At 63.7% G+C, this 18990-nt stretch carries 15 protein-coding genes; 4 read left to right on the top strand and 11 right to left on the bottom strand.

The features are described 5' to 3' along the window. Positions 1-26 precede the first annotated feature (26 nt). The 4 genes from NLM31_RS30830 to NLM31_RS30815 form a co-directional block, all read right to left on the bottom strand. Positions 27-1103: a BMP family ABC transporter substrate-binding protein gene (locus NLM31_RS30830; protein ID WP_254132908.1), complete on the bottom strand. Its 1077-nt coding sequence runs from the start codon at positions 1101-1103 to the stop codon at positions 27-29. 79 nt (positions 1104-1182) lie between these two features. Then, a complete protein-coding gene (locus NLM31_RS30825) occupies positions 1183-2100 on the bottom strand; it encodes an ABC transporter permease (RefSeq protein ID WP_254194752.1) in 918 nt (305 codons plus the stop codon). After that, positions 2087-3178, bottom strand: a complete 1092-nt coding sequence (locus NLM31_RS30820) for an ABC transporter permease (RefSeq protein ID WP_254194751.1) — start codon at positions 3176-3178, stop codon at positions 2087-2089. The genes NLM31_RS30825 and NLM31_RS30820 overlap by 14 nt, the downstream gene beginning before the upstream one ends. Then, complete coding sequence (locus NLM31_RS30815) at positions 3162-4733, bottom strand: ABC transporter ATP-binding protein (RefSeq protein WP_254194750.1); 1572 nt, start codon at positions 4731-4733, stop codon at positions 3162-3164. The genes NLM31_RS30820 and NLM31_RS30815 overlap by 17 nt, the downstream gene beginning before the upstream one ends. 572 nt (positions 4734-5305) lie before the next feature. On the opposite strand from NLM31_RS30815, the gene NLM31_RS30810 reads away from it, so the two are divergent. Beyond that, positions 5306-6412, top strand: a complete 1107-nt coding sequence (locus tag NLM31_RS30810) for a hypothetical protein (protein ID WP_254132904.1) — start codon at positions 5306-5308, stop codon at positions 6410-6412. 170 nt (positions 6413-6582) lie between these two features. Here NLM31_RS30810 and NLM31_RS30805 read toward each other — a convergent pair whose 3' ends face one another. From NLM31_RS30805 to NLM31_RS30780, 6 genes are read right to left on the bottom strand one after another with little or no spacing between them, the layout of a single operon-like run. Beyond that, positions 6583-7062, bottom strand: a complete 480-nt coding sequence (locus tag NLM31_RS30805; RefSeq protein ID WP_254194749.1) for a nucleoside deaminase — start codon at positions 7060-7062, stop codon at positions 6583-6585. Between the two features lie 13 nt (positions 7063-7075). Then, complete coding sequence (locus NLM31_RS30800; RefSeq protein WP_254194748.1) at positions 7076-8608, bottom strand: ABC transporter ATP-binding protein; 1533 nt, start codon at positions 8606-8608, stop codon at positions 7076-7078. Next, on the bottom strand, positions 8605-9288 hold the full coding sequence (locus tag NLM31_RS30795) for a cysteine hydrolase family protein (protein ID WP_254194747.1): 684 nt from the start codon (positions 9286-9288) through the stop codon (positions 8605-8607). Before NLM31_RS30795 ends, NLM31_RS30800 begins: the two co-directional genes overlap by 4 nt. 11 nt (positions 9289-9299) lie before the next feature. Then, on the bottom strand, positions 9300-10226 hold the full coding sequence (locus tag NLM31_RS30790; protein ID WP_254194746.1) for an ABC transporter permease: 927 nt from the start codon (positions 10224-10226) through the stop codon (positions 9300-9302). Next, on the bottom strand, positions 10226-11338 hold the full coding sequence (locus NLM31_RS30785) for an ABC transporter permease (protein ID WP_254132900.1): 1113 nt from the start codon (positions 11336-11338) through the stop codon (positions 10226-10228). The genes NLM31_RS30790 and NLM31_RS30785 overlap by 1 nt, the downstream gene beginning before the upstream one ends. Further along, on the bottom strand, positions 11335-12447 hold the full coding sequence (locus NLM31_RS30780; protein WP_254132899.1) for a BMP family ABC transporter substrate-binding protein: 1113 nt from the start codon (positions 12445-12447) through the stop codon (positions 11335-11337). The genes NLM31_RS30785 and NLM31_RS30780 overlap by 4 nt, the downstream gene beginning before the upstream one ends. A gap of 402 nt (positions 12448-12849) precedes the next feature. Here NLM31_RS30780 and NLM31_RS30775 point away from each other — a divergent pair, with 402 nt between their 5' ends. Both NLM31_RS30775 and NLM31_RS30770 read left to right on the top strand, forming a co-directional pair. After that, entirely contained in the window at positions 12850-14109 is a 1260-nt protein-coding gene (locus NLM31_RS30775) for an allantoate amidohydrolase (RefSeq protein ID WP_254196301.1), read from the top strand. A gap of 97 nt (positions 14110-14206) precedes the next feature. Next, positions 14207-15580, top strand: coding sequence for a hypothetical protein (locus NLM31_RS30770; RefSeq protein WP_254194745.1), 1374 nt, complete (start codon positions 14207-14209; stop codon positions 15578-15580). 101 nt (positions 15581-15681) lie between these two features. Here NLM31_RS30770 and NLM31_RS30765 read toward each other — a convergent pair whose 3' ends face one another. Next, complete coding sequence (locus tag NLM31_RS30765; protein WP_254194744.1) at positions 15682-17001, bottom strand: dicarboxylate/amino acid:cation symporter; 1320 nt, start codon at positions 16999-17001, stop codon at positions 15682-15684. A gap of 174 nt (positions 17002-17175) precedes the next feature. Between NLM31_RS30765 and NLM31_RS30760 the strand changes: the two genes are divergently transcribed. Further along, positions 17176-18972, top strand: coding sequence for a GAF domain-containing protein (locus NLM31_RS30760; protein WP_254194743.1), 1797 nt, complete (start codon positions 17176-17178; stop codon positions 18970-18972). Positions 18973-18990 lie beyond the last annotated feature (18 nt).

The following is an 18990-nucleotide window of genomic DNA, read 5'->3' as shown; positions in this document are numbered from 1 at the left end:
GTGTTTTAGACAATGCAAGAAGCGTGCTACTTGCCCGGCAGCTTGTCGTCGATACCCTTGACGTAGAAATTCATGCCGAGGATCTGGCCGTCCGCGAGATTGGCGCCGCCCTTGCACTCGATTTCCTTGCCGTCCTGCCCAACGACCGGGCACTTGAACGGATGCAGCTTGCCCGCGGTGATTGCAGCCTGGGCATCCTCGGCCATCTTTTTCACGTCGTCAGGCATGTTGGTATACGGCGCCATCGCGAACATGTGGCTGTCGAGACCGCCCCAGCTGTCCTCGGACTTCCAGGTGCCGTCGAGCTCGGCCTTGACGCGTTCGATGTAGTAGGGGCCCCAGGTGTCGAGGATCGAGGTCAGCTGGGTCTTGGGCCCGAACTTGATCATCTCGGAGTCCTGGCCGAAGGCGAACTTGCCGCGTTCGCTGGCGATCTGCATCGCTGCGGGCGAATCCGTGTGCTGCATGATGACGTCGGCGCCTTGGTCGATCAGCGCCTTGGCGGCGTCGGCCTCCTTGCCCGGATCGAACCAGGTGTTGGCCCAGATGATCTTGACCTTGATGTTCGGGTTGATGGTCTGCGCCGCGATCATCGTGGCGTTGATGCCGGAGACGACCTCCGGAATCGGGAACGAGCCGATATAGCCGAGCACGCCGGACTTCGACATCTTGGCCGCGATCAGGCCCTGGATGTAGCGGCCCTGGTACCATTTCGACGAATAGGTCGACATGTTCTTGTCGCGCTTGTAGCCGGTGGCGTGCTCGAAATGCACGTTCGGATATTTCTTGGCGACCTTCAGCGTCGGGTCCATGTAGCCGAACGACGTCGTGAAGATCAGCTTGTTGCCGGCGCGGACCAGCTGCTCGATGGCGCGCTCGGCGTCGGGACCCTCGGGCACGTTTTCGAGATAGGTGGTCTCGATCTTGTCGCCGAGCTCCTTCACCAGCGCCTGGCGAGCGAGCTCGTGCTGATAGGTCCAGCCGAGATCGCCGATCGGGCCGAGGTAAATGAAGCCGACTTTCAGCTTGTCGGCGGCGGAGGCTGTGCTGACGCTCCCGGCAAGCAGAAGGCCGGCAGCCAGCGCAAGAAGTGATTTCCTCATCATCAATCTCCAAACATCAGGGGAAAGCCACGATCCGCGACGTGTGCGCCCCATCGCGCACGCCGTGGAAATGAACACTCTAGCGGTCAGGCACGAACACGGTGCCGAGCGCGGCCGGTGCAGTCGAGCCGCCGGAGCGCGCGCGGGAGAGCAGAACCAGCACGATGACGGTCGCGAGGTAAGGCAGCGCCGACATGAATTGCGAGGGAATGCCGACACCCCAGCCTTGCGCATGCAGTTGCAGGATCGTCACCGCGCCGAACAGATAGGCGCCGACCACCAGCCGGCCCGGGCGCCACGACGCGAACACGACCAGCGCCAGCGCGATCCAGCCGCGGCCCGCCGTCATGCCGGGAATGAAGAACGGCGTGTAGGCGAGCGGCAGATAGGCGCCAGCGAGCCCGGCGCAGGCGCCACCGAACATCACGGCGAAAGTGCGGATGCGCAGCACGGGATAGCCGAGCGCATGCGCGGAGACGTGGTTGTCGCCGCAGGCACGGAGGATCAATCCCGCGCGTGTGCGATACAGGAACCACCAGACGCCGATAATGAGCGCGATGGAGAAATAGACGAAGGCGTCTTCGCCGAACAGAACGCGGCCGACCAGCGGAATGTCGGTGAGGCCGGGAATATAAAGATGCGCCACCGGAGTGATGCGCTCGCCGACGAAGCCGGCCCCGATCAGGCCGGAGAGACCGACGCCGAGAATGGTCAGCGCGAGGCCGGTCGCGACCTGATTGACGGCGAGCCCGAGCGCCATCAGCGCGAAGATCAGCGACATCAGCGTTCCCGCGACGATACCGAACAATGCGCCGATCAGAATCGAGCCGGTCAGCCACGCGCCGCCAAAGCCGCAAGCGGCACCGACGATCATCATGCCCTCGACGCCGAGGTTGAGCACGCCGGCGCGTTCGGTGACGAGCTCGCCGGTCGCCGCGATCAACAGTGGTGTCGATGCAGCGAGCACCGACAGGATGATGGCTTCAACCAGCTCCACGGGTCACCTGACGGTTTGGGAAGACCAGCTTGAAGCGGTAGAGAATGAGGGAATCGCAGGCGAGCACGTAGAACAGCAGAATGCCCTGAAAGACCTTGGTGACGTCCAACGGGATCTTCATTGTGATCTGCGCCTGCTCGCCGCCGATAAAGGTCAGTGCGAGAAAAAGGCCTGCAATTAGTATTCCAATCGGATTCAATCGGCCGAGGAAGGCGACAATGATCGCGGTGAAACCGTAGCCGGGCGAGATGCCGGGCTGGAGATGTCCGACGGGGCCGGCGACCTCGATGATGCCGGCAAGGCCGGCCAGTGCGCCTGACACCGCGAAGGTCAGGATGATGAGCTGGTTGGCGTTGAAGCCGCCGAAACGCGCCGCGCGCGGCGCGGCACCGACGACGCGAATCTCGAACCCCTTGATGGTGCGCCCGAGCAGGATCGCAGCCGCCGCAACGACCAGCAGCGCGATGATCGAGCCGAGATGCAGCCGGCCACCTTCGATCAGCAGCGGCACTGTCGCGACAGGATCGAACTCAGCCGTGGTCGGGAAGTTGAAGCCGTTCGGATCGCGCCAGGGGCCGCGGACGAGATAGTCCAGCAGGAGGTCGGCGACATAGACCAGCATCAGGCTGGTGAGGATTTCACTGGCGCCGAACTTCACCTTGCAGATCGCCGGGATCAGCGCATAGAGCGCGCCCGCGGCTGCGGCGAGCACGAGCATCGCCGGCAGAACCCATGCACCGGCGTCGGTGCCCTGCGTCTTCACTGCGATCCAGCTTCCGGCAACGGCGCCGATCAGGAATTGCCCTTCGGCGCCGATGTTCCAGGCGTTGGCGAGATAGCAGAGCGACAACCCGATCGCGATCATCACCAAAGGTGTCGCCTTCACCGCGATCTCCTGCAGCGAATAGCCGTCAGTCAGGGGCGCGATGAAATAGGCTTGCAGGGCGAGCAGCGGATTCTTGCCGAGGATCGCGAACAGGATGGTCATGGTCACGATGGTCAGGCCGATCGCGATGAGCGGGGAGACCAGCGCGATCGCGTTGGAGCGCTCGGCGCGCTTCTCAAGCACCAACTGCATGCGCGGCCTCCTTCGGCTCCAGGCTGCTGCCGCCCATCAACAGGCCGAGCTTTTCGCGTGTCGCGTCGCGCGTGGCGAGCGGTTCCGACAGTCGGCCGTGGAACATGACGGCGATGCGGTCGGCGATCTCGGCGAGTTCGTCGAGGTCCTGGCTGGTCACCAGCACCGCGGCGCCTGCAGTCGCGAGATCCAGCAACGCCTGGCGGATGACGGCGGCAGCACCTGCGTCGACGCCCCAGGTCGGCTGGCTCACCACCAGCACGGCCGGGTTGCGCAGGATCTCGCGGCCGACGATGAATTTTTGCAGATTCCCGCCGGAGAGGGATGCCGCTTCCGGATCGCGCTTGGCCTTGCGCACGTCGAAGGTTTCGGTGGCCTTGTCCACGGTCTTCAGCGTGGCTGCGGTGTCGATGAAGCCGTGATTGACCATGCCGCTGGCGGCGTGTCCTGTCAGCAGCGCATTCTCCGACAGCTTCATGCGCGGCGCGGTGCCGTGGCCGAGCCGCTCTTCGGGCACGAAGGCGGCGCCGAGCTTGCGCCGCTTGGTGATCGAGAGATGGCCGGCGGCGATGCCTTCGATCACGACCGTGCCGGGATCCTTCGACAGCCGCTCGCCGGACAATGCTGCGAACAACTCGTCCTGGCCGTTTCCGGCAACGCCGGCGATGCCGAGGATTTCGCCGCCCTTCAGTTCGAAAGAGATATGCTCGAGCCGCACACCATGCGCTTCGTCGGGCGCGAGCGAGAGATCGTTGACGACCAGCCGCGGTATCGTCGTCTGCCGGCCTGCGGGCGCCTTCACCTCCTTGATCTCGCTGCCGACCATCATGCGTGCGAGCGATGCGGCGGTCTCGAGCCGGGGATTGCAGGTCTGGATCTTCTTGCCGCCGCGCAGGATCGTGGCCGTATCGCAGAGCCGCTTCACCTCCTCGAGCTTGTGGCTGATGTAGAGGATGGCGCGGCCTTCGGCCTTGAGCCGCTCCAGCACGATGAAGAGCTGGTCGGCCTCCTGCGGGGTCAGCACCGCGGTCGGCTCGTCCAGGATCAGGAATTTCGGGTCCTGCATCAGCGCGCGAACGATCTCGATGCGCTGGCGTTCACCGACGGAGAGCTGCCAGACCTCGCGCCTGGGATCGAGCGGCAGGCCATAGGTCCTCGACACCTGCTCCAGCCGCGCCGACATGTCCTTGAAGGTTTCCCTGCCGTCGAGGCCAAGCGCGACGTTCTCGGCGACGGTGAGATTGTCGAACAGCGAAAAGTGCTGGAACACCATACCGATGCCGCGGCTGCGCGCTTCCGACGGGCCGGACAGCACGATTCGATCGCCCTGCCATCGGATCTCGCCGGCAGAGGGCTGGATCAGCCCATAGATCGCCTTCACCAGGGTCGACTTGCCGGCACCGTTCTCGCCGAGCAGCGCGTGGATTTCCTTCGGCCAGATGTCGATGTCGATGGAATCGTTGGCGAGGAAATCCCCATAGCGTTTGGTGAGCCCCACCGTTTGAAGCAACGGGGACTCGCCGGAATGCAGGCCGTTAGGCGTCGGATCTAACATTCGCTGATGCGCTTGCATGGGATGAAGTGCCTCAATAGTGGGCTAGTTTGAACCGCCGCGTAAGGTGTGAAAAAGCGTCATCCCTTGCTTAACGCTTCGGCAGGCGGCCGTCCGCGTGAGTCGCGGCCGTTTTCAGCCGTCGGACGTCACCGACGGCCCCTTGCACGGCTCTTGCGGTCGCGCGCCGCGCATGGCGGCTGTTGCAAATTTGTGACGGTACAAGCCAAATCGGAACCCGCTATGCAGGCTTGACGTGAAGTTGAGCAAAGTCGCGCCAGCGCTCGTATGCATTCCGCGGTGACCACGACAGGCGTCTTCGACAGTCGCGCTCGGGTTGTCGCGTCGACGCAAAAGCCAAACAGAATCAGACGGGAATGTTCGGCAAGACGTTGTCGACGGCCGCCGACGGTGCAGCATCTAACTCTGCAAAATTCCACAGTGAAGCGCGGTGCGCTGCCGAAACAAGCGGCATGCCTTGAAAAAAGTTGAGGCTTCTCACCTCAGGACTTCAGCGCAAGTGTCGCCCCCAAGGGACATTCATCTTTACGTGTCCAAACTTGGGGGTATTCACGATGTCGTTTCGTTTCAAGGCAATTGCAGCAACGGCGCTGTCACTTGCTACGCTGGCCATCGGTGGCTTGGCTCACGCGGCGGATATGCAGGTCAAGGCGCCGAAGAAGGCGGCTGACCTCCCGTTCTTCCTGGTGATCGATAACCGCGTGTCGTTCTCCTGGATGCCCAAGGGCACCGATCCCGGCATGTGGAGCGTTCGCCCCGACGGCAGCATCAACGGCACCACCGCCAAGCAGGTCTACTCCTTCACCCATTTCGATCTCTGGGCCTACGGCACCAACTTCTTCACGATCTCGATGTTCAAGTCGGGTCAAAACGATCCGGCCTCGCCCTGTACTGCACCCGGCGTGAACATCAACGGCACCGCCAGCAATTGCGCTGGTGCCACCGAGATCTACGGCCTGTTCCGCTCGACCCTCGGCTGGAACGAGCTGTTCAACACCAAGACCTTCACCATGGGTCCGCTGCACAACATCTCGTTCGAAGTGGGTATGGACGCCAACAGCGAGAACACCTTCCTCGCGCCCGCCAAGCGTGACGTCGTCGCCGGTCTCCAGTTCGCTTTCGACCTTCCCTACAAGGGCTATATCAACGTCGCTCCGTTGATGTATTGGGAGTTCTCGAACCACAACTCCTTCACGCAGTGCGGTCTGTTCGGCGCGGGTACGCCCGGCGTGACCTGTAACTCCGACGGCAATGTCAGCTACAACCCGACCTGGGCCGTCGAAGTCAACTACTACATGGACCTCGGCTTCCTGCCGCCGAACATGCAGTTCTGGTCGATCAGCGGCCGCGCCGGCTGGTACGGCCCGAAGGGCGACTCCAACGGACTTCCTGCGCTCTCGGGCATCGGCCGGTTCTCGACCGCGTCCAAGACCGAGCTCAACAGCGAACCGATCCGTCTGACCTTCGACGCCTCGAAGGCGGCTTGGGGTGACAAGTACTCGCACTTCGTTGATCTCTGGGTCGCCTATCGCTACTGGCAGAACAAGTTCGGCCTCGACCACAATGCGATGCCCGGCGTCTGCACGGTCGCCGCCACCGGCCAGAGCACCAAGAGCTGCACCGAGTCCACGGTTTACGGTGGTATCACTGTGAAGTTCTGATCGGGCGACGATCTCCGGATGGCGCCGCGCAGGGATGCGTGGCGCCATTCGTGTTTGCGGTGAGCGACGCTGCCGTAGGGTGGGCAAAGCGAAGCGTGCCCACGACTTCTAGATGGTGGGCACGGCGCAAGGGCGCCTTTGCCCACCCTACGATACTGATTGCTGGATACCTACTTCGTCCACACGCCGTCGTGCAGGGCTTCGGCTTCGTCTTCGAGTAGCGGTCCCACGACCTCGGTTGGCCGCTGGCCGCTCGCGAACACCTCGCGACAGGGCAGGTCGAGGGTCGGGTTCTCCGGGTGATTGCCGGTGACGCCGCGCAGGCGGTGCTCGCTGAGCCCGTAGACCACGCGGCCGATCCCGGCCCAGTAGATCGCGCCGGCGCACATCGCACAGGGTTCGGCGGAGGAATAGAGCGTGGCCGTCGCCAGCACCTCGCGGCCGAGCGTGCGGCACGCTTGCGTGGCGGCCAGACGCTCCGCATGCGCGGTGCCGTCGTGATCCGGCATGTAGCCGTTCTCGGTCTCGATCAGCACCTTGCCGTCGGCATCGACGACAATGCAGCCGAAGGGATGATTGCCGTGCGTGAGGGAGCGGCGGGCGACCGCGAAGGACTGGCGAAGGAAGTGCTCGTCGCGCTCGCCGTTCATTGCGCCTCCGCGGTTAGTGCCCCGCCATGTGCCGGCCGACCTCGGTGAGATCGGCTTCGCTGGTCCGTGCTTCATATACGAATTCGCCGTGGAACATCACCACGAGCCGGTCGGACAGTTCGAGCAATTCGTCGAGATCCTCGCTGACCAGCAGCACCGCGGCGCCGCGGTTGCGCGCAGCCATGATCTCGGCGTGGATCTGCGCCACGGCCGCGAAGTCGAGGCCGAAGCAGGGATTGGCCGCGATCAGCACCTCTACCTCGCTGCCGAGTTCGCGGGCGAGCACGGCGCGCTGCACGTTGCCGCCTGATAACGCCGAGATCGGGGTATCCGGGGTGCGGGTCTTGATCTTGTATTGGCCGATCTTCTTCTTCGCGTCGTCGCGGAAGGCGCCGCGATTGAGCCACCAGCCGCCGCTCGCGAAGGGCGCCCGGTCGAACTCGCGGAAGGCGATGTTGTCGGCGACGCTCATACCGCCGACGCAGGCGTTCTTCAACGGCTCCTCGGGCAGAAGCGACATCTTGTGGCGCCGCATCTCCTCGCGGCTGGCATGATAGGGATCGCCTGCGACGCGGATTTCGCCGCCCTCCGCTTCGCGCTGGCCGGCCAGGACTTCGACCAGCTGGCGCTGGCCATTGCCGGAGACGCCGGCGATGCCGACGATCTCGCCGGCGCGCACGGTGAGGGAAACGTCATGCACGGCGATGGCACCGGCATCGTCGAGCGCGCGAACCTTTGCCAGCTCCAGCCGCGCCTGTCCCGCTTCGCCGGTCCGCGGTGGTTGCACGGTCAATTCCTCGGCGCCGATCATGGTGCGCGCCATCGCGTCCGGCGTCAGCTCGGCGACCTTGCCGGCACCGGCGAGCTTGCCGCGGCGCAGGATCGTGACCTCGTCGGCGAAGGCCATGACCTCGCGGAATTTGTGCGTGATCATCAAAATGGTCAGCTCGCCCTTGACGACCATGTCGCGGAGCATGCCGAGCACCTCGTCGGCTTCCGCCGGCGTCAGCACCGAGGTCGGCTCATCCAGGATCAGGAAGCGACGCTTCAGATAAAGCTGCTTCAGGATCTCGCATTTCTGCCGCTCGCCGGCCGAGATGTCGGAGACTTTTGCAGAGAGCGGCACCTTGAAGGGCATGCGGGCGAGGAACGTTTCGAGCTCCTTCATCTCCTTCGGCCAGTTCACCACGGCCGGCACGTCATCGCGCGCCAGCACGAGGTTTTCGGCGACCGTCATGGCCGGGACCAGCGTAAAATGCTGGTAGACCATGCCGAGGCCGAGCGCATGAGCATCCTTCGGATTGGCGATCGCCTGCTCGCGGCCGCCGACGAGGATGTCGCCTTCGGTCGCGTGGTAATAGCCCATGATGCATTTGACGAGCGTCGATTTGCCGGCGCCGTTCTCGCCGAGCAGCGCGTGGAACGATCCGGGCCGCACTTTCAGTTCGACATTATCCAGCGCCAGGAAGTCGCCGAAGCGCATGGTCATGGCGATGGCGTCGACGCCAAACGCACCTGACGGCGGAGGCGGCTCGCCGATGATCACGAAATCGCTCCGATGAAGGCATCCGACGTCGAGACGGCGCCGAACACGCCGCCCTGCATCTTGATCATCTTCAGCGCGTGATCGTGGTTGCTCTTGTCGGTCGCGCCGCAGCAATCGTGCAGCAGCACGCATTCGAAGCCACGGTCGTTGGCCTCGCGCATGGTGGTGTGGACACAGACATCGGTTGTGATGCCGGTGAGAACGATGTTCTCGATGCCACGCACGCGCAGGATCAGCTCCAGATCGGTGGCGCAGAACGAGCCCTTGCCGGGCTTGTCGATGATGGGCTCGCCGGGCAGCGGCGCGAGCTCCTCGATAATGTCCCAGCCGGGCTCGCCGCGCACCAGGATGCGGCCGCACGGGCCGGGATCGCCGATGCCGGCGCCGATCTGGCGTGAGCGCCAGCGCTTGTTGGCGGGAAGATCCGAGAGATCGGGGCGGTGGCCCTCGCGGGTATGAATGATGTGAAAGCCTTGGGCGCGCATCGCTGTGAGCAGCCTCTTGATCGGCTCGATCGGCGCTCGTGTCAGCGAGAGATCATAGCCCATCTTGTCGACATAGCCGCCGACGCCGCAGAAATCGGTCTGCATGTCGATGATGATGAGCGCGGTGTTCAGCGGGCGGAGATCGCCATTGTAGGGCCAGGCGTAGGGCTCGGACTTGAGATAGCGCTCGGGCATGATTGGGCTCTCTAGCGGGTGATCGACAATTCGGCCGGGGCTCCGGTCAACGTGCGTTTCGGCGAGCAGGTGATGATCATGATCGCCAGCGTCAGGATGTAGGGCGCGGCGTTGAAGAGGTGATAGCCGGAGGTGACCCCGACCGATTGCAGCGCGGGTCCGAGCGCCGCCGCGCCGCCGAAGGCGAGCGAGGCCCACAGGCAGAGCAGGGGATCCCAGCGCGCGAAGATCACGAGCGCCACCGCCGTGATGCCCTGGCCGGAGGAGAGGCCTTCGTTCCAGCTCCCGGGATAGAACAGCGACAGGAACGAGCCGCCGATGCCGGCGAGGAAGCCGCCGACCATGGTGGCCCGCAGGCGGATCAGCAGCACGGAATGGCCCATCGCGCGCGCAGCATCCGAACTCTCGCCGGCGGTGCGGATGAGCAGGCCCCACCGCGTGGTGCGGAAGGCCCAATAGAGGATCGGTGCCAGCGCGACGCCGATCAGGAACAGGACGTTGACGCGGAGCGCGGCGCGCACCTGCGGGATGTCGCTCCACCAGCCGAAATCGATCGCGGGCAGCCTTGGCGCGGTCGGCTCGATCAGCGGCTTGCCGAGATAGAAGGCGAGGCCGGTGCCGAACAGCATCAGGGCGATGCCGACCGCAACGTCGTTGACGCGAGGCAACGAACAGATGCTGGCATGTAGCGCACCGAGAAGTGCACCGGTGATGCCGGCGGCGAGCACCCCTAACCACGGCGAGCCCGTGAGATAGGAGATACCGTAGGCGCTCATCGCGCCCATCACCAGCGTGCCTTCAAGGCCGAGATTGATGCGCCCCGAGCGCTCGGTGATGCACTCACCCAGGCTCACGAACAGGAAGGGCGTCGACACGCGGATGGCGCCACCGAGCACGGCGAGCGGGACGGTCCAGAGTCCGATCGATCCGTCTGCCATCAGGACTTGCCTTTCAGGAAACCGATGCGGCCATAGAGCGCATCGCTGGCGAGCACGAAGACGAAGATGATGCCCTGGAGCACCAGCACGGACGCGTCCGGCAGTCCGAGGCGGCGCTGCAACAGACCGCCGCTGGCGCTGATGCCGCCGAGCAGGATCGCGACAGGAATGATCGCAAGCGGATTTTGTCGGGCGAGGAAGGCAACCAGAATGCCGGTGAAGCCGTAGCCTGCCGCGAGATTGGCGTTGGTGCGGCCTTGCACGGCGGCAACCTCGACCATGCCGGCAAGACCAGCGGCGCCGCCGGCGAGGAAGCAGATGGTCAGGATCAGCCTGCTGACGCCGAGGCCGACGATCTTCGCGGCGCGAATGTTGCCGCCGGCAACCCGCGCGGCGAAGCCGAACACGGTATGATAGATCAGGATGTAGGCAGCGACCGCCGCGATCAGGCCGAAGACGAGGCCCCAATGCACGTCGGTGCCGGGGATCGTGCCGATCATGTTGGCGGCGCCGATCTCGCGTGTCGATGGCTTGTTGAGGCTCGCGGGATCCCGCATCATGCCTTCGACGAGATGATTGAGGATCGCGAGCGCGATGTAGACGAGCAGCAGGCTCGAGATCGTCTCGTTGACGCCGCGATACTGCCGAAGCGCGCCGGCCAGCATGATCCACAATCCACCGCCGATAACGCCGGCTATGACCATGGCAATCTGCACGACGAGCGGGGGCATGCCCTGAAGCAACAGCGCGGCGCTCGTCGCCGACAGCGCGCCGATCAGCAACGCACCTTCGCCGCCGATGATGACCATGCCGAGTTGCGCCGGCAGCGCCGTACAGAGCGCGGTGAGGATGAGGGGCGCTGCGCGCGTCAGCGTATTCTGCCAGGAGAACCAGGTGCCGAAGGCGCCGTAATACATGTAGAAATAGAGGTCGAGCGGGTTCTTGCCGAACAGCATGACGAAGATGCCGAACACCACGAGCGCGCCGGCGAGCGCCGCGCCCGGGATCAGGACATATTCGATCGTGCCGCCGTGGCGTTGGAGAAACCCCGGCTTGGCGGCCGGGGCAACTGCCCCGACCGCCTCGGCGGAATCCGCTGCTTCCGCTGTCACGAAGTCGCTCCGATCACGCCCTCGACCAGATAGTCCATCTTCTCGAGTTCGGGATCCTTCTGGCCGCGATCGGTGCCGGCCGCGATCACCGTCTTGCCCTTGTTGTCGACCAGGCCGCCCTTGAAGATGGCAAACCCGTCCGCGGACAGGAATTTGGCCTTGGCTTCGTCTGCCGCCTTGCGCGCCTCGGCCGAGACGGCCTCGCCATAGGCCGAGACCTTTACGATCTCTTCCTTCAGGCCGCCGCGGTAGAAATTCGGGATGCCTTCGCCGGCGGCGATCATCTTGACGAACTTCGGATAGAGCGCTTCCCAGTTCCACTCGGCGCCAGTGAGATAGGCCTTGGGCGCCAGCGCCGACTGGTTGGTGTGATAGCCGCAGACGAAGGCGCCGCGTCGCGCCGCGTTCTCGACCATGGTCTTGGGGCCGTCGACGTGGCAGGTCAGCACGTCCACACCCTGGTCGATCAGGCTGTTGGTGGCTTCGGCCTCCTTGACCGGCATCGACCAGTCCCCGGTGAAGATCACCTGCGTGGTGGCCTTCGGATTGACGGACTTGGCGCCCAGCGCAAAGGCGTTGATGTTGCGCAGCACCTGGGGAATCGGCTTGGCTGCGACGAAGCCGAGCTTGCCGCTCTTCGACGTCAGGCCCGCGACGATGCCGGAGATGTACTGGGCTTCGTCGATGTAGCCGAAATAGCTGCCGGCGTTCTTCGGATCCTTGTCGCTCCACAGGCCGCCGCAGTGCTCGAAGCGCAGCTTCGGGTACTTGGCAGCCATCTTGATCATGTGCGGGTTGTAGTAGCCGAACGAGGTCGGGAAGATCAGCGTGGCGCCGTCGAGGTTGATCATGGACTCGATCGTCTTCTCGACAGCGTCGGTCTCCGGCACCTTCTCTTCCTCGACCACCTTGAGGCCGGGAATCTTCTTCAGCGCCGCAGCGCCTTGCGCGTGCGCCTGGTTGTAGCCGTAGTCATCGCGCGAGCCGACATAGATGAAGCCGATGGTCGTGTCGGCCGCGAAGGCCGGACGGGCGCCGGCCGCTGCGCCGAGGGTGAGGGCGGCACCGCCCTGCAACAAATGCCGTCGTGAAATCCTGCCAAAATCCATTGGTTGCTCCCTTGGCGGATGAACCGCCTTAATCTCGCGGCTGCGCCGGTCTGGCGGAGCCCGGGATAGGATGTCGCAAGCTTCATGCCAGAGGCTGCGGGGCAGGCATTTCTTCATAAGATATTGTAAAATATAAGTTTTATTCGCTTTAGAAATCCTGATCAGGAAATCACCAGCTTAAATTATGAGCAGTATCGTCTGATTGTATGCAAGGTAGTTAAGCAGCCTTAACCGGCTCTCACGTGCGCATGATGAGACTGGGACGGTCGGCCGATCACCCGCATTCATGCTAACCACGCGCTGGGTCGAAGTGCGCCGGCTGCCTGAATTCGCTGGCACCGAACTTGTATCGGTTAGGGTTGCGACCGCCCGCGCGGTCTTCAGGATGAAAGCTTGATCGAGATGGCTGCCGTGACCGCCGTTCAAAATGCATCGCTCGGCGAGGAGATCGTGCGTCGGATCAACGAGCTCGCGGCGATCTCGGAAGAAGACGGCAAGCTCACCCGCATCTATCTCACCAAGGAACTGCGCGCGGCTTCGGACCTCATCCTTGGCTGGATGCGCGAGGCCGGCATGAGCGCCCATCTCGATGCGATCGGCAATGTCTGCGGCCGCTACGAAGGCGAGCGGCCGGGAGCACCCTGCCTGATGCTCGGCTCGCATTACGACACGGTGCGTGACGCCGGCAAATGGGACGGACCACTTGGTGTGATCACGGCGATCGCCTGCGTCGCCGAGCTCAACCGCCGTGGCGAGCGCCTGCCGTTTGCGCTCGAGGTGGTCGGCTTTGCCGACGAGGAGGGCGTGCGCTTCGCCTCGACGCTGCTCGGCAGCCGCGCAGTCGCCGGCACTTTCGACGAGAGCGTCTTGAACACGCGCGACCGCGACGGCGTATCGATCCGCGAAGCGCTCGTCAAATTTGGCCTCTACCCCGACCATATCGGCGCGGCCGCGCGCGCCCGGCGCGAGCTGCTGGCCTATGTCGAATTGCACATCGAGCAGGGGCCGGTGCTCGAAGCGCAGAATCTCCCCGTCGGTGTCGTCACTGCGATTGCGGGCGCCACGCGGCTGGCAGCTCGGCTCACCGGAATGGCCGGCCACGCCGGCACCGTGCCCATGGCACTGCGCCGTGACGCCCTCAGTGGCGCGGCCGAATGCATTGGCGCGATCGAGCAGTTTTGCCGGACCGACGAGGCCGGCCTGGTCGGCACCGTCGGCTATATCCAGGCGAGGCCCGGCGCGACCAATGTCATTCCGGGCGACGTATCGTTCACCATCGACATGCGCGCGCCGACCGATATGCATCGCAAGCGCGCGGTCGCCGACGTCGTCCGGCAGATCGAGGCCATCGCAAGGCGCCGGCAACTGGCGCTTCAGCTCGACGTCACCCATGAGAACCGCACCGCACCGTGTGCGCCCTGGCTGAAGGATCAGATCGCGCACGCCATCGCCGCCGAAGGTTTTTCCGCCTTCGAACTGCCGAGCGGAGCAGGGCACGACGGCATGGCAATGATCGATATTGCCGATGTCGGCATGATCTTCGTCCGCTGCCGCGGCGGCATCAGCCATCATCCGGACGAGCATGTCGAGCTCGCGGACGTCGACGCCGGCGCGCGGGTGCTGCTGCGGGTGATCGAGAATTTCAGGCCGCGGGAGGGCTAAGGCCCCCGCAAGTCACCGGGTAGAGATACGAATCAGACAGGGCTAAAATAGCGACTGCCCAGCCGCGGGATCACCAGACATCAGCCGACGTAAGCGAATGAACAGCGATATTTCCTTTCCAGCCCATCGAGAGAACCGGTTTTACCAGGGCATGGCCGCGACCTTTGTCGCCAATGCGCTTCAGGCGGTCAATTTTCTCGGTGATCGTTTCCTGAGACAGTCGCATCATTCCTTGTCGGCGATCGAGGACCTTTACCGGCACTCGATGGACAGCGCCTTTTCGGTGACCGAGGCGTTCCTCGTCACGGGCGCGCCGCACGCCTCCGCCTACTACCCACGCGACTTCGCCTGGTTCTATCCCGACGTTCTCGACCCCGAGACCATCATGGATGCGCAGGACGCGGTGCGCCGGGCGCGGCTGCTCGAAATGAGCGTGCGCCTGTTGCTGGAGGCGGTTCGCGCCGACGTCGTCACGACGACCATCGTTCCAGCGGGACGCGGCCGGTATCTCGGCGTGAACTATTTTTCGCGTCCTTCGGATACGCTGCTCGGCATTCTCGCCGGCCTCCAGCAGATGCTCTCCGCCGAAGAGCGGGCGTCGTCCTATCTGGCGATGTCGCAATGCGCGCATGCCGGCCGGCTGTTGCTGGCCGAATACGGCGGCGATCTGAAGCGCGCGATCCTGAAGCTCGCAAGCGAGCTCGAGCCGTTCGACGCTGACGGCGTCAGATATTTGCTGTGCGACGCCAGCGGGCCTCGCTCTGCGGCAACGGACACGCGCGCCGAGCGCCGGCGGTTTGTCACCAATGCCTGCGTCTACACGACCTTCGTGTGGGGTGTGCAGCTCGGTGTGGTCGACGAGAACGAGCTGAAGCGCCTGCTCGGGCGCGACCTCAGGCAGTACAAGCGGGACCTGCTCCGCCTGTTCGGCAAGGACGGCCATATCAGGCATTCGCTGGATGGATCGGCGGGCACGCCGGTGTCCCTGGTCGCGCTGGATTTCGTCGGCGTGCATCGCGGCTTCTGGGACATGAGCGATGCGAGCGAGCGCGCCTTGTTTGCGGCCACGACGGATTTGATCATTGCCGAGCCGCGCTTCCGCATTCCCAGCACGTTCCACTTCCTGGTGTCGGCGGATAATCCGCGCAACAAGATGATTCACAAGATCGCGGCGCCGGCCTATCAGGGGCGCTCGTCCTGGCCGACATTCAACGTCGAGTTCGCGGATCGCATGCTGGACTTCGACGAGGCTTCAGGCAGCGAGACCTACCGCGCTTGCGCGCAAGGGATACTGAAGGACATTCGCACCGCGACCGAAGTCCACGGTGGCTATCAGGAGCTGATCTCCGAGCAGGGCCTGAAATACCGCACCTGGGCCTACAAGGGCGCGGTCGCCCATTCCTGGTTTCCGCGCTTCCTGTCGGTCTGGAGGAGGGCGTATGGAACGCCGCTCCTCCAGTGGAATGACTGACCTGCGGACAAAGCGCGATGAAACGAATCGTCATCGCGCCTGGGTTATGGTTTGAGCATGATCTTTTCGGAAAACCGCTGCACACTTTTCCGGATCATGCTCTAGCCCGCCGTCACATCCACGAGCTCGCCACCCTCGAGAACCTTGGCCGCCTTGGCGCGGTCGAGGTCACCTTCCCAGGCGGCCACGACGACCGTCGCCACGCAATTGCCGATGAGGTTCCCGACTGCGCGGGCCATGCCGATGAACCAGTCGACCGAGAGCACCAGCACGAGGCCGATCGCGGGAATGCTCGGCACCGCATTCAGCGTGGCAGCGAGGATCACGATCGCCGAGCCCGGTACGCCGTGCGCGCCCTTTGACGTGATCAGCGAGACGCCCAGCACCAGCAGGAGATCGCCAAAGGACAGCGGCGTGTTGGTGGCCTGCGCGATGAAGACGACGGCGAGCGTCAGGTAGATCGAGAAGGCGTCGAGGTTGAAGGAATAACCGGTCGGAATGACCAGACCGACCACGGAATCCTTCACGCCCATCCGCTCCAGCTTCTTCATGATCTGCGGCAGCACGGCGTCGGAGGAGGCGGTCGCAAGCACGATCATCAGCTCTTCGCGCAGGTAGGCGAGGAATTTGAGGATGTTGATGCCGGCGAGTGCCATGACGCCACCGAGCACGCCCAGCACGAAGATGCCGACCGAGACGTAGAACAGCATGACCAGCGAGACGAGCTGCTTCAGCGAGCCGACGCCATATTTACCGACGGTGTAAGCAACCGCACCGAGCACGCCGAGTGGGGCAACGCGAACGATGAGCCCCATCACGCGGAACAGCACCGTCGAGGCCGCGTCGATCATCGAGGTCACGAGCGCGCCCTTCTCGCCGCCGACCAGCGCGAGGCCGACGCCGAACAGCACGGCGAAGAACAGCACCTGGAGCACGTCGTTGCGCGACAACGCGTCGAACGAAGTGGTCGGGATCACGTTCATCAGGAAGGAGCCGATGCCCGCGCCCTGCAGCTTGTGGGCGTTATCGGCATAGGTGCTGAGCGCCTTGGCATCGAGCGTCGAAGGATCGATATTCATGCCGTGGCCGGGGCCGAAGACGTAGGCCAGGATAAGGCCAACCACGAGCGCCACCGTCGTCATCGCTTCGAAATACAACAGCGCCTTGACGCCGACGCGGCCGACTTTCTTGAGATCGCCGGCGCCGGCAATGCCGTGCACGACGACGCAGAACACGATCGGCGCCACGATCATCGAGATCAATTTCAGGAAGGCGTCGCTGAGGATCTTGAGGCTGATGGCGAAGTCCGGGGCGACCACGCCGAGGATGATGCCCAGGATCAGCGCCGCCAGCACCTGGACGAACAGCGAGGCGTAAAGTGGCTTGCGCTCTGCGGCCGGGGCCGCGGCAATGGTCGACATGATAAATCCCCCGTTGTGGCGTTCAGAACATCACAATGGAGCAACAACCGTGCCAGATTGTCGCGATTTGGCGAAAGCGAGCGGCCGATCCTGCCGCCGGTGCGCCGATTTTGGTCCCGTCGAGCGGCAGAACCGATAGGATACCGCTGCAGGTACGATGGCTCGGAGGAACTGATGCAAGTTCAGTTTTGGGGCACACGCGGTTCGATACCAAAGCCTGGACCCACCACCATCCGCTATGGGGGCAACACGCTCTGCGTCGAGGTCAGGACGGCGCGTGGGACGCTCGTGATCATCGATTGCGGGACGGGTCTCCACGGCCTGGGCCTCAAGCTGATGTCCGGAGGCGTCAAGAATCTCGCCGGCCATATCCTGATCAGCCATACGCATTGGGATCACATTCAAGGCGTTCCGTTCTTTGTCCCGTTCTTCGTGTCAGGAACCAAATGGGACATCTACGGACCGAAGGGGCTCAACCAATCACTGCGGGAGACGCTCGCAGGACAGATGCAGCACACGTATTTTCCGGTCACCACCGACGAGTTTGGCGCCACGATCCGCTATCACGACCTGGTGGAGGGCACCTTCGAGATCGACGACGTCAAGGTGACCACGCAGTATTTGAACCATCCTGCCCTGACTTTGGGCTATCGCCTGGAGGCCGACGGCGTCGCGGCCGTGTACTGCTGTGACCATGAGCCATTCTCCCGCGCCCTTGCCGAAGGGAATGGAGAGTTTTCTGTTCTGGATCAGCGGCATGCTGATTTCATCGAAGGCGCGGATCTGCTGATCCACGATGCGCAATACACCGCGGCGGAGTATCCCTCGAAAGTCGGCTGGGGCCACAGCACCGGTGAGTTCGTTGTCAAATTGGCGCAGCGGTCCCATGTGAAGCATGTTGCATTGGCACATCACGATCCGCTCCGAAACGATGACGCAGTCGAGCGCATCGTCGAAAAGCTGAGAGCTGATCTGCGCGCTGACGGATCGGCGCTCGTTGTCTCAGCGTCGGCTGAAGGGGAGGTCATTTCGTTGGAGGCGTCAGACGCCCGTGCGCCTCACGTGGCTGGCGAGGAATTCAGCGCCCTGACGCCCCTGGAGCCGGCACTGGTCCAACGCTCAATACTCATCAGCGTGACCGATCCCAAGATTGCCGCGGCGCTCACAGGCGCAGCGAGCGCCGAAGGCCTTCGTGCCAATTTCTGCGCAAGCGCCGAGGCCGCACAAGCCATCATCTCCAGGGACCCGCCGTCACTGGCAATTATCGACCGTGATGCAGCTCGAGACAGTCGGGGCATTTGCGAGGCGATCCGCGGGATGAACGACGACAACCTCCCGGTTGTAGCGATTGCCGGAGATGAGGATACCGAGGATGGCGTCAAAGACTGGCTCATCACGCCGTTTACGGAGAGCTACGCGCGCACGAAGATGCGTGCGTGGGTTCTGCGGGAGGCCTGTCGCTGGGTACGGGCGCCGGTGCCAGAGGATGAGGAGAAAAGGCTGGCGTCAATGCGCGAACTTGGACTTCTCGACAGCCCGCCGGAGGAACGGTTCGATCGGATTACGCGCCTTGCGGTGGCTCTGTTCAACGTGCCGATGGCAACCATCACTTTCATCGACGAGAACCGTCAATGGTTCAAGTCCCGGCAAGGGGTTGCCGTGCAAGAGAATCCTCGCGACGTCTCCTTCTGCGCCCACGTCGTCTATCATCGGGAGCCGGTCATCGTGTCCGATGCTCTCCGGGATGACCGCGTTGCCGATAATCCACTGGTGCGTGGCGGGCCGCGGATCAGGTTTTACGCCGGCTATCCGTTAAATCTGGCCGACGGGACCTGTATCGGTACGCTCTGCTTGCTTGACACCCGCCCGCGGGACATGTCCGAGGACCAGCTGGCGCAGTTAAAGGATCTGGCGGGGATCGCCGCGGATGAAATCCGCGCGATCGACTCCAAAGTTAAGCGGTTTGCGTAGCAAGTCGTTTGCTGCCGC

The sequence above is a fragment of the Bradyrhizobium sp. CCGUVB4N genome (assembly GCF_024199945.1).
Classification (GTDB): Bacteria; Pseudomonadota; Alphaproteobacteria; order Rhizobiales; family Xanthobacteraceae; genus Bradyrhizobium.
Note: the sequence above shows the minus strand (reverse complement) of the source record. Positions and strands in the feature narration are given on the sequence as shown.